The 11,518-nt window shown below is 51.6% G+C and carries 12 protein-coding genes; 1 reads left to right on the forward strand and 11 read right to left on the reverse strand.

Annotation, left to right across the window (positions count from 1 at the left end; translation table 11 throughout):
• Nucleotides 1-80 precede the first annotated feature (80 nt).
• From WMO41_RS15250 to mtaB, 11 genes are all read right to left on the reverse strand, one after another.
• The gene (locus WMO41_RS15250; protein WP_349230492.1) at nucleotides 81-1,499 is read right to left on the reverse strand and encodes an FAD-binding oxidoreductase; all 1,419 of its coding nucleotides are present in this window, start codon (nucleotides 1,497-1,499) and stop codon (nucleotides 81-83) included.
• Between the two features lies 1 nt (nucleotide 1,500).
• Entirely contained in the window at nucleotides 1,501-2,688 is a 1,188-nt protein-coding gene (locus tag WMO41_RS15255; protein WP_349230493.1) for an FAD-binding protein, read from the reverse strand.
• A gap of 14 nt (nucleotides 2,689-2,702) precedes the next feature.
• Nucleotides 2,703-3,491 (reverse strand): electron transfer flavoprotein subunit beta/FixA family protein, encoded by a 789-nt coding sequence (locus WMO41_RS15260; protein WP_177292621.1) that lies wholly within the window; start codon nucleotides 3,489-3,491, stop codon nucleotides 2,703-2,705.
• 339 nt (nucleotides 3,492-3,830) lie between these two features.
• On the reverse strand, nucleotides 3,831-5,060 hold the full coding sequence (locus WMO41_RS15265) for a peptidase U32 family protein (protein ID WP_349230494.1): 1,230 nt from the start codon (nucleotides 5,058-5,060) through the stop codon (nucleotides 3,831-3,833).
• Between the two features lie 102 nt (nucleotides 5,061-5,162).
• Complete coding sequence (locus WMO41_RS15270; RefSeq protein WP_349230495.1) at nucleotides 5,163-5,804, reverse strand: O-methyltransferase; 642 nt, start codon at nucleotides 5,802-5,804, stop codon at nucleotides 5,163-5,165.
• On the reverse strand, nucleotides 5,801-6,214 hold the full coding sequence (locus tag WMO41_RS15275; RefSeq protein WP_349230496.1) for an endolytic transglycosylase MltG: 414 nt from the start codon (nucleotides 6,212-6,214) through the stop codon (nucleotides 5,801-5,803). The genes WMO41_RS15270 and WMO41_RS15275 overlap by 4 nt, the downstream gene beginning before the upstream one ends.
• A complete protein-coding gene (locus tag WMO41_RS15280; RefSeq protein WP_494338480.1) occupies nucleotides 6,207-8,456 on the reverse strand; it encodes an RNase J family beta-CASP ribonuclease in 2,250 nt (749 codons plus the stop codon). Before WMO41_RS15280 ends, WMO41_RS15275 begins: the two co-directional genes overlap by 8 nt.
• Nucleotides 8,457-8,488: 32 nt before the next feature.
• Nucleotides 8,489-8,758: a DUF1292 domain-containing protein gene (locus WMO41_RS15285; protein WP_177292628.1), complete on the reverse strand. Its 270-nt coding sequence runs from the start codon at nucleotides 8,756-8,758 to the stop codon at nucleotides 8,489-8,491.
• Between the two features lie 21 nt (nucleotides 8,759-8,779).
• Nucleotides 8,780-9,199 carry a Holliday junction resolvase RuvX gene (ruvX, locus tag WMO41_RS15290; protein WP_118534025.1) on the reverse strand — a complete coding sequence of 140 codons (420 nt, stop codon included), beginning with the start codon at nucleotides 9,197-9,199 and terminating at the stop codon, nucleotides 8,780-8,782.
• A gap of 87 nt (nucleotides 9,200-9,286) precedes the next feature.
• Nucleotides 9,287-9,547, reverse strand: coding sequence for an IreB family regulatory phosphoprotein (locus WMO41_RS15295; RefSeq protein ID WP_118534026.1), 261 nt, complete (start codon nucleotides 9,545-9,547; stop codon nucleotides 9,287-9,289).
• Between the two features lie 33 nt (nucleotides 9,548-9,580).
• Nucleotides 9,581-10,909 (reverse strand): tRNA (N(6)-L-threonylcarbamoyladenosine(37)-C(2))-methylthiotransferase MtaB, encoded by a 1,329-nt coding sequence (gene mtaB / locus WMO41_RS15300; RefSeq protein ID WP_349230497.1) that lies wholly within the window; start codon nucleotides 10,907-10,909, stop codon nucleotides 9,581-9,583.
• 168 nt (nucleotides 10,910-11,077) lie between these two features.
• On the opposite strand from mtaB, the gene WMO41_RS15305 reads away from it, so the two are divergent.
• The gene (locus WMO41_RS15305; RefSeq protein WP_118534028.1) at nucleotides 11,078-11,311 is read left to right on the forward strand and encodes an HPr family phosphocarrier protein; all 234 of its coding nucleotides are present in this window, start codon (nucleotides 11,078-11,080) and stop codon (nucleotides 11,309-11,311) included.
• Nucleotides 11,312-11,518 lie beyond the last annotated feature (207 nt).

The following is an 11,518-nucleotide window of genomic DNA, read 5'->3' on the forward strand; positions in this document are numbered from 1 at the left end:
AATAAAGTAGGGCGTGCGGGGAATTGGATTCTGCAATTCCCCGCACGCCCGAACCTTTTATTGATTCCGTCCCCTAATTTTTATTCTTCAAAGGTAATAATCTTCCCCGGATTCAATATCAGCTTCTCATCAAACGCCAGTTTAATCGACTGATACAGCTTATACATCCGGTCACCGACGAACGGCTTTAAGTATTCCAGTCTTCCGTTTCCGATTCCGTGCTCGCCGGATAACTGGCCGCCGAAGCGTTTGGATACGCCATAGAGTTCGGTGAGACAGGCTCTGGTTCCTTTGATCCAGTCTTCATCGCTCATGGAGGCGTCGCGCAGCATCTCGGTGTGGATGTTTCCGTCACCGGCATGACCGCAGGGCTCTACACGAATGCCGTATTTGGCGCCAATGCCCTTTGCCAGGCGCACATATTCCGCGATCTTCGCCCGCGGTACTACCACATCACATTCCTCCTGTGCCACACTCTCGGCCTTCATTCCCTCGAGAATTGCGCTGCGCACGGACCATACAGAGGCAATACGCTCCGGTGTATCGGCAATGTAAACGTCAATGGCTCCGGCTTCCAGTGCCGCATCTGAAGCTTCGGTGCAGGCAGATAAGAGTTCCTGTTCGCTTCCTGCATCATACATGACGATCAGTACTGCGTCACCTTCCTTGACCGGAAGCAGCTTGTGAAGATTGCGCTCCACAATGTCGATCAGCTCCCGCTCCAGAAACTCAATGGCGGTCGGCACGGCTGCCATCTGTAAAAGACGCGGCACCATATCGATACAGCTCTCCAGATTTTCAAATGGCATCACCAGGGTGCGGGTAAATTTCGGTGCAGGCATCAGCTTTAAGGTCACTTCCGTGAGGATGCACAGGGTTCCCTCGGAACCGATCACCAGATCCTTCACATCGTAACCGGTAGTGTTCTTCACGACGTTGGATGAGAACTGGACGATCTCGCCGTCCGGCAGTACCGCCTCGATGCAGCGGACAAAGTCACGGGTCAGGCCATAACGGACCGCACGCATGCCGCCGGCGTTGGTGATAACATTGCCACCGATAGACGCGGTCTTTTCGCCCGGATCCGGCGGATAGAACAGGCCCTCTGCCGCTGCAGCTGCTGCCACCTCGGTTAAAAGCATGCCAGGCTGGACCGTCATGGTCATGTTGGCCTTGTCGAGGCTGATCATCTTGTTCATCTTCATCACGGACAGCAGAATGCCGCCGTACTTACAGTTTGCGCCGCCCGCAAGACCGGTACCGGCTCCGCGGACAACCACTGGGATGTTCTGCTCCCAGGCGTATTTCATAATCGTGCTGACTTCCTGTTTGTCCAGCACTTCCACGTAAAGCTCCGGCGGGAACACGCCGTACTCCGGCATCTCATCGTGATAATATTCTCTTGCGATCTCGTCACCGACCCAGACACGCTCCGGCGCGGTCACGCTGCGGAGGTAAGCGAAATCCTCTTCGGTCATTTTTTTGTATGGAAACGGCATATCACTCACCATCCTTTCTGTTTTTTACATCATTCAAAAGCTCCGGCAGCACGGCATACAGATCATCCTTGATGGCAATATCCGCAATGTCAAAGATCGGTGCCTCCGGGTCATTGTTCACAGCTACGATGCACTCCGCGCTGTTCATGCAGGCGGTAAACTGGATGGCGCCGGATACGCCAAAGGTCAGGATCAGCTTCGGCTTTACGGTACGTCCGGACAGGCCGATCTGATGCGCGGTATCTCCAAAACCATCCTCGATCATCGGACGGGTATAGCACAGCTGGCCGCCCAGAAGCTCTGCCAGCTCCTGTAACTGTTCCAGCGCCTTGCCTGCTCCGCGTCCTGCTACCACCAGCACATCTTCCTCCTCTATGGAGCGCACATGCTCCAGCACCTTTGCAGAAAGCACCTCAATGCGGGAGCGTGCCATATCTTCGGATGCCTTGCAGATCGTGATTTTTCCAGATGGTTTTTCTACCTTTTCCGCACGGTCCATGACTTTGTAACGGACAGTCGCGAACTGCGGACGGGACTCGCTGATGACAATCTGTGCCATGATATTTCCGCCGAATGCCGGACGGATCTGTACCAGATCGGTGTTGGATTTCATCTCCAGCTTCGTACAGTCTGCCGTCAGACCCGTATGGAAACGGGTAGAAAGACGCGGTGCCAGGGAACGACCCAGGGAAGTACCGCCAACTAAAACAACCGAAGGGCGCAGCTTGGAAATGCAGTCCGCCACGGCATCCGCATAGCAGTCTGCCTTGAATCCGGCAAAGCCCTCATGCTCATAGACAAATACTTCGTCCACACCATATGGCAGAAGCTCCTTCGCGTTCTCTGCGGTTCCGGCAGTTCCTACCATAACCGCATAAACCTTGTAGCCCACTTTCTTTGCCAGTTTTCTGGCTTCCCCGATCAGCTCAAAGACCACCGGATGCACCTTTCCGCGCTCCTGCTCCGCGTAAACCAGGATGCCGTTCCAGGTGCTCTTGTCCTCACCGCCGGCCTTCTGCTCAAAATAGAGTGCCTTGCTCTGGCACTGCCTTACACAGACGCCGCACATGCGGCAGTTCTCATTTAACGTAATTCCCGTTTTCTCCATAGTGATGGCGCCAAACGGGCATTTATCGATACAGGCTCCGCAAAGGGTACAGAGCTCCGGATCAAACCGTAATAACTTCATACTATTTCCTCCGATCAGATGTATTTTCGCTCTGCAAGCAGCTTTGTCAGCTGGTCTGCCTTTTCCGCTGCCGATCCTTCCAGTACCACGCTGGCTGCCCCTGCCTCCGGCGCAAAGATGCGTTCCACTCTGGTCGGGGAACCAACTGCGCCAAAGCGGGTCAAATCCGGTCTTGGAAGATCATCGAAGGTTACCACGCGCACCGGACGGTCCTGGGTCTCTTTGGTCAGGCGCCAGGAAGGAAGTCTCGGCACACAGATATCTTTGTCCACAGTAACCAGGCACGGATAATTCATTCTGGAGATCTGGGTCACACTTCCGAAATCCTGCTTTAACGTAATCTGCTCCGCGTCTGCCTCCTCAATGGCAGACACCCACGCACAGTGCGGGATATGTAAATGCTCAGCAATCGCCGGTCCGATCTGGGCGGTGTCACCGTCTGTGGTCTGGCGGCCACAAAGGATCAGGTCCGCGCCGCCTAACATCTCAATGCCCTGGGATAAGGTATAGGAGGTTGCCAGCACATCCGAACCGGCAAACTTACGGTCACTTAAAATGACGCCCTCATCAGCCCCCATGCTGTAGGCGTCCCGGATCATGCTCTCCGCCTGTCCCGGTCCCATGGTCAGCACCGTAACGGTGCCGCCGGTTTTTTCACGGATCTGCAGCGCGCACTCCAGCGCGTAGAGATCATACGGATTGGTGCGCTGTCCTGCGCTTCCCCTCTTAAGATTGCCGGTCTCCGGGTCAATGTCGACCTTGGAGCTTGCCGGAACCTGTTTCATACATACAATAATCTTCATGCTACACAGCCTTTCCTGTCTTAACGTTTGTTTCGACCTTATCTGGTCATGTTTTTTCGGATGATGTTTTATATTGCGAAACATTGTAACTGTTCAGTACCCTCACAGTTACGGGCAAAAATCCATTGAAAATTGCCTTCGGCAATGGGATTTTTGCCTGCAAGCCCATGTTTTCATACGGTCAGCGCAGTGAATGCGCAGACCTACTGAACAGTTGCGAAACATTTTCATCAGCTGTTCTCCAGTATAACACGTCAACGCGTTAAAGTCGAGATGTATGCACAATTCTTTAAGAAATACAAAAAGCCCCGGCTTGCGCCAGGGCTCCAATTTCAAATTTTATTCCATTTCACTTCTTCTCAGAATATCGTACGGGCTGACTTCGCTTCCAAGGTCTACCCACAAGATCTGCTTCGGATGCGGCGCGCTCTCCATGGCGTTTCCATCCTCATCGGTGATGCCTTTTACGGTAACCAGCACGTTGCGGCCGTCCGGCTTCATGATCTCGATCTGCTCACCCACAAAGAATTTGTTCTTCTGCTCAATGCGGCAGCAGCCGTCCTCCCGGACTTCCTCCACCGTGCCAAGATAGGTGTAGTTCTTGACGTAGGTGTTGCTGTCGTAAATCTGGCTGTCTGTGGTCGGCTTGCCGAAGTAGAAACCGGTGGTAAACTCCCGGTAGGTGCATTTGCCGATTTCTTCCTTGTACCACTCCATATTCTTCTGGTACAGGGCCGGATCCTTCTTATAATCATCGATTGCCTTGCGGTAAGTGCGGGCTACGGTAGCCACATAAAGCGCAGTCTTCATGCGGCCCTCAATCTTGAAGCTGTCGATTCCGGCATCCATCAGCTCCGGGATGTGCTCGATCATGCACAGGTCCTTGGAGTTGAAGATGTAGGTTCCGCGCTCATTCTCGTAAACCGGCATGTACTCACCCGGTCTGGTCTCCTCCACAACAGAGTACTTCCAGCGGCACGGATGGGTGCAGGCACCCTGATTGGCATCTCTTCCCACCAGGAAATTGCTCAGCAGGCAGCGGCCGGAATAGGAAATGCACATAGCTCCATGGATGAAGCTCTCGATCTGCATATCCTCCGGAATGTGGGCACGGATCTCCCTGATTTCCTTTAAGGAAAGCTCTCTTGCGGATACCACGCGTTTTGCCCCAAGCTGGTGCCAGAACAGGTAGGTTCCATAGTTGGTGTTGTTGGCCTGAGTGCTGACATGCAGCTCCATATCCGGCAGCACACGCTTTGCAATGGCAAACACGCCCGGATCGGAAATGATGAGAGCATCCGGACGAATATCCTTTAACTCCTCAAAATACTGCTCCACACCGGCCAAGTCATCGTTATGTGCCAGAATGTTGGCGGTAATATAGACCTTGACGCCCCGCTCATGGGCAAAAGCGATGCCTTCCTTAATCTCTTCGTTGGTAAAATTCTTTGCTTTGACTCTGAGGCCGAAAGCCTCACCGCCCAGATATACGGCATCGGCACCGTAGATAACTGCTGTTTTCAGCACATCCAGGCTGCCTGCCGGAATCAGTAATTCTGTTTCTCTCATAATCTTCTTCCTGTTTCAATCAATTTCCAGTTTCCCTATACACGTTCGATTCCAGCCGTCATGCGTTTTCCCGCCCGGCTCCCTCAGCTCCGGTACGTTCTTCTACCCTTTCACACTCAGCGCTACGCCATCTCCAATCGGCACTACACTGGTCTGAAACTCCGGCATATGGGTCAGGGTGTACAGATACTCCCGCATGCGCGCATGGATCGTGCGGTTTCGGCGCTCCACCGCAAAGCGGGACTCAATGATGTCGCCGTCCTGCAGTACATTGTCAGAAAACAGCACACCCCCTGTGGATAACAGCCGGAGAATATCCGGCAGCCAGTGGATATACTGTCCCTTTGCCGCATCCATAAAGATAAAATCAAAAGAGCCGTCCAGTTTCTTTAAGATTTCCCCGGCATCCCCCTCCAGCAGGGTAATGCGGTCAGAAAGTCCCGCCTCCGCAAAGTGGCGGCGGGCCACTGGGATGCGCGGCTCGTACTTTTCAATGGTGATGATATCCGTTTCCTCCGGCATGACCTGCGCCATCAGAAGGGCAGAATAGCCTACAGCGGTTCCGACCTCCAGAATGCGCTTCGGCCGCGTTGCCGCTACCATGGCCTGCAGAAAATTCGCCGTTTCTTTCCGGATGATGGGCACACGGTCTGCCCGGGCCGCTTTCGCGATCTGGTCACAGAACGCGCCGTGCCCCTGATCCAGGGAATGGATATACTGTGTGATCCTCTCCTGGTCCATCATGACGCTGGTTCCTCCTCTTTGTCTGCCTTCTCATTCAGAATCTGAAGCATCTTTTTGGATGACATGGAGGTGTTTAGCGTGTAGGTTCCCGGGTGGATCTCATAATCATAAAACTTCATCTGAACCCGCATGGCAAGCTCATTGTCGATGAGTCCGTCCTTTTTCAGTTCGTGGATGGTGTCAGAATCTGACTGACCGTCCGGTACCGTAACCACAATATCACGGCCCGGGGCCTGTTCCACAGAGCTTTCATAAAACAGGGAATGACCGAAGGCATAGCCCCTTGTGATGCCTTCCGCAAGCAGAAGGATCACAAGGGCATACAGGATCAGCTTTCCCGAAATTCCGATGACCGTTCCGGTCACCCTGTTGATATCTCTGGTGATGTGGCTCATCTTTAGCCTATTCAACCTCCATAATGATCGGCAGAATCATCGGATTCCGCTTCATACGTTTCCACATAAAGTCACTTAAGCTGTCGCGGATCATGTTCTTTAACTTGCCCCAGTCGGTCACATGACGGCTCAGGCAGTCTGCGACCGCGTCATCTACTACGCGTTTTGCCTCATCCATAAGGTCCTCAGACTCTCTCACATAAACAAAACCGCGGGATACGATATCCGGTCCGGCCAGCAGCTGGTTGCTGTAACGCTCCAGCGTCAGGACTACGATGATGATACCGTTCTGTGCCAGATTCTGACGGTCACGCAGCACGATGTTTCCGACATCACCCACGCCAAGTCCGTCTACCAGAATGCCTCCGTGCTGTACGTGATCCACAACCTTACAGGAATCCTCGCAGATTTCCACAACATCGCCGGAGGACATGATGAGCACGTTCTCCTTCGGCACGCCAATGGCCGTTGCGATAGACTGGTTCGCTACCAGATGGCGGTACTCACCGTGTACCGGAAGCGCAAACTTCGGATGCAGCAGGGAGTAAATCAGCTTGATTTCCTCCTGACATGCATGACCGGATACGTGGGTATCTTCGGTGATGACCTCTACGCCGCGCATAGCCAGCTCGTTGATGACCTTGGCCACCTGCTTTTCATTGCCCGGGATCGGAGTAGAACTCATAATGACAACATCGTTCGGCTTGATGGATACCTTGCGGTGCATGCCGGATGCCATACGGGACAGAGCCGCCATGGACTCGCCCTGGCTTCCTGTCGTAATGAGGACCGTCTGCTCATCCGGATAGTTCTTTAACTGGTCGATCTCGATGAGGGTTCCATCGGAAATGTTGATGTAGCCCAGCTCATTGGCCGTGCCGATGACATTGACCATGCTTCGGCCCTCTACCACAACCTTGCGTCCGTATTTCTCAGCAGTGAAGATGATCTGCTGTACACGGTCTACATTGGAGGCGAAGGTTGCCACGATGATACGGTTGTTCTTATGCTCCGCAAAAATGGCATCGAAAGTCTTTCCTACAGTACGCTCGGAAGCAGTAAAGCCCTTGCGGATCGCGTTGGTGCTATCGCTCAGAAGTGCCAGAACGCCCTTTCTTCCCAGCTCCGCAAAACGCGCCAGATCAAAGGCATCTCCGAATACCGGAGTGTAATCTACTTTAAAGTCTCCGGTGTGCACAATGATACCGGCCGGAGTAAACAGAGCCAGCGCTGCGGAATCCGCAATACTGTGGTTGGTCTTAATGAACTCCACACGGAAGCAGCCCAGGTTTACAGACTGGCCGTGTTTTACCACTTTACGCTTGGTGCTCTTCATTAAGTTATGCTCTTTTAACTTGTTCTCAATGAGGGCAATGGTCAGCTTGGTTCCGTAAACCGGAACGTTAATCTTCTGTAAGATGTATGGCAGCGCGCCAATATGATCCTCATGTCCATGAGTAATAACAAAACCTTTGACTTTGTCGATGTTGCGCTCCAGATAAGTAACATCCGGGATAACCAGGTCAATGCCCAGCATGTCTTCTGTTGGGAATGCAAGGCCACAGTCTACAACTACGATGGTGTCCTCGTATTCGAATGCGGTAATGTTCATACCGATCTGCTCCAGACCGCCTAACGGGATGATACGTACCTTTGGCTTGGAACCAGTATCGGCCAGTACATTCTTTGCTTTGGAAACTCTGGCCGGTTTCTCAGTCTTTGCCGGGCGCTCTGCTCTTGCAGGCTTCTCCGTTCTGGCTGCGCGTTCTGGTTTTACCGGTTTTTCTGCTTTCTCGCCGCGGGCTGCGCGCTCGCCTCTTGCCGGACGTTCCGCCTTTTCGGTTCTCTCTGCCGCGCTGCGGCTTCCTCTTGCTGTTCTCAGCTTTCTCTCTTCCTGCGAATTCTCATTCTCAGCGGAATCTGCGCCTTCCTGACGCTTTGGTGCTGCTGCTCTCGGTCTTCTCGGTCCTCTGCCGCGGGTATTTCTTGCCGGGCGTCCGCTCTTTTCTTCTTTTGCTTCGTCAGAAACCGCCGCGCTGCCCGCTTCACTCTGGATGCCGGCTGCATTCTGCTCTTTTTCCACGTTCTGCTGCGCATCCTGCTTTGCTTCCACTGCCGGTGCGGTCACGCTCTGTACCGCCTCTTTCTTCCGGGAAACAAACTCTGCCAGTTCAGCCAGCACGGACTTTTCTTCCTGCTGCGGTGCCTGAGCGTAGCCGTCGGCCGGTTTGTCATTCTGATTGTTCTGATTCTCCATGCTCAATGTTTTTCCTCCAATTTATTTAAAGCTTACTTCTGAAGCTCTACTTCCATATCTTCCATCAGTTCGGTGAAAATCTTAAAAAGATAATCCATCTCGTCATCGTTCTCTACGAATTCATATACGGCGTCGCTGTCCTCTGCTTTGGAAACATCTTTTAAAATGTAGCACTCTCCGTCTTCCTCTTCTTCGGAATCCGTCACCAAAAGGTAGTTCATTCCGTTGATACGGGTCTCCTCCAGGACATAAAAATCCACAGATTCTCCGTTATCGGTCTGCAGGGTAATTTTTTCTTCCATCACGGTCTCTCTCCTGTTTTTTTACTTCAGGGAGCCCAGATAAGACTGTAAAATCAGGGTGGCCGCAATCTTGTCGATCACCTTTTTCCGGTCTTCTCTGCGTACTCCGCTTTCGATCAGAATCTCATTTGCTTCAATAGTTGTCAGACGCTCGTCCCACAGAACAACCGGCAGACCGGTTCTGCGTACCAGCATATTGCGAAATTCTTCTGTTTTCAGCGCACGTTCCCCAATTGAATCATCCATATTTTTAGGATATCCCAAAACGATGGTTTCAACCTGATATTCTTCCACCAGGGCCTCAATCCGGGCAAGGGTCTTGCGCAGCTTGTTTTCTTCCTTCCGGGTAATGGTCTCCACGCCCTGAGCCGTCATGCCCAGCGGATCGCAGACTGCTACCCCTACTGTTTTGGATCCATAGTCCAGTCCTAAAATTCTCATAAATTTTTTCCTATCATACACAAAACTGCCAGCCTCTCCGGACGGATATGGCTGGCAAACATCTTTCGTTATATCTGGCACAAGCTTTTACTTTAATCTGGCATCGATGTAAACAGACATCAGTTCTTCCAGAATCTCATCACGTTCCACTTTCATGATCAGGCTTCTGGCACCCTTATGACTGGTGATATAGGTCGGATCTCCGGACATAATATAACCTACGATCTGATTTACCGGATTATACCCTTTTTCCGTCAGCGCCACATACACCTGTTCCAAAACCTGGCTGACATCCATCTTGTTCTCCTGTACTGCTTTAAAAAACTGTGTGTTATGAATTTCGCCCATGTTCTTCACGTCCTTTAACTATTCTTTTATATTCTATACTACTTTCCAGGATTCGTCAAGCGCAAGAACCTCGTCGCTTAACGCCTCTTTCAGGACTCCTTCTGCCATTTTATTCTTCAGATTTTCTGCATAAGGCACCACAGCTTTTACGTATTCCATGGTGTGGCCGATCATGTATTCCCGGCCATCGATCTCTGTCTTCTCTTCCAGAAGCACTGTTTTTTTCCTGCCAAGGAAGCTCTCGCGGTATGCCCTGGACATCTGCTTTTCCAGAGCCAGAAGTACTTCGCTGCGGGCTGTTTTTACCTGTTCCGGAATCTGGTCCGGCATGCGGTCCGCGCGGGTTCCGGCCCGTCTGGAATATTTGAAAATGTGCATCTCGTAGAAGCCGATCCGCTCCAGGAACTTCTTCGTAGTCTCAAATTCTTCCTCAGTTTCTCCCGGAAAGCCCACGATCACATCGGTGGTGATAGCCGGATTATCGAAATATCTGCGCAGAATGTCGCAGCCTGCCTCGTATTCCTGCGTGGTGTAATGGCGGTTCATGCGCTTTAAGGTCTCATCACAGCCACTTTGTAAGGACAGGTGAAAATGCGGACAGAATTTTGGCATATCTGCCAGGGCCTGCGCAAATTCTTCGGTGATGATGCGCGGCTCCAGAGATCCCAGACGAATACGGCGGATACCGTCCACCTCATGTACCTGACGGATCAGGCTGAGCAGCGTTTCCTTCCTGCCCTCTTCAAAATCCACGCCATAGGAGCTTAAATGAATGCCTGTCAGAACCACCTCCTGGTAGCCTGCTGCCGCCAGCTCCTTCACCTCTGCCACAACCTCCTCCGGTCTGCGGCTGCGAACACGTCCGCGGGTGTACGGAATGATACAATAGCTGCAGAACTGGTTGCATCCGTCCTGCACCTTTAAGAACGCGCGGGTATGATCCGCGATCTTATGGATGGAAAGGCGCTCGTACTCATGCGTCTCGTTGATCTCGATCACATGGCTGCTGTCGCTTTTATCTTTGAAATATTCCTCCAGAATCGGTACCAGATCCTGCTTTTTGTTATTTCCGATGATGACATCTACCGCCAGATCTGCTTTCAGCTCCTCCGCTGCCGCCTGAACATAGCAGCCAGCCGCAACCACCACGGCCTCCGGATTCTGTTTCTTGGCCCGGTGCAGCATCTGTCTGGACTTGCGGTCCGCGATGTTGGTCACCGAACAGGTATTGATAATGTAGACATCGGCTTTTTCGTGAAAGGGCACGATCTCGTATCCGGCCTCTTCCAGAAGCTGCTGCATGGCCTCCGTTTCGTAGGAATTCACCTTGCAGCCCAGATTGTGCAATGCTGCCGTCCTCATATTTTTCTCCTCATTTCCTCTTGTTTTTCTAACAAATATTTAACCTGATTTCATCGAAACTCCCTATTGACTTTCCACAAATATCTTTGTAAAATTTATCATAAGGCGAACGAATATTGCATCCATACGCCAAGATTAAAAAGGTAACCATTTAAGGAGGTTTCTCACATGAAAACAGTTCGTATTTCTTTAAATTCTATTGATAAAGTAAAGTCTTTCGTAAACGACTTAACCAAGTTCGATGTTGACTTTGACCTGGTATCCGGCAGATATGTCATCGACGCAAAATCCATCATGGGTATCTTCAGCCTGGATCTTTCCAAGCCGATTGACTTAAACATCCATGCTGAGGCTGGCATCGATGAGATTCTGGAGACCCTGTCCCCGTACATCATCAAATAATTGCGCTTACATGATTTTTAATAAGGATACTCCTTTCGGAGTATCCTTATTTTTTTACCCGAAATCCTGCCAGAAGCAGGAATTTCGGTCTTTGTTTTTCAAAACTAGTATGATCCACGATAATTACCGTTCCATTACACGCAGGATAAATTTTCATGTGCAAGGAAGCTGAATGAGGCGATGCCGGTAGCATCGTCGATTGAAGCT

The sequence above is a fragment of the Ventrimonas faecis genome, from assembly GCF_040096075.1.
GTDB classification, from domain to species: domain Bacteria; phylum Bacillota; class Clostridia; order Lachnospirales; family Lachnospiraceae; genus Brotaphodocola; species Brotaphodocola faecis.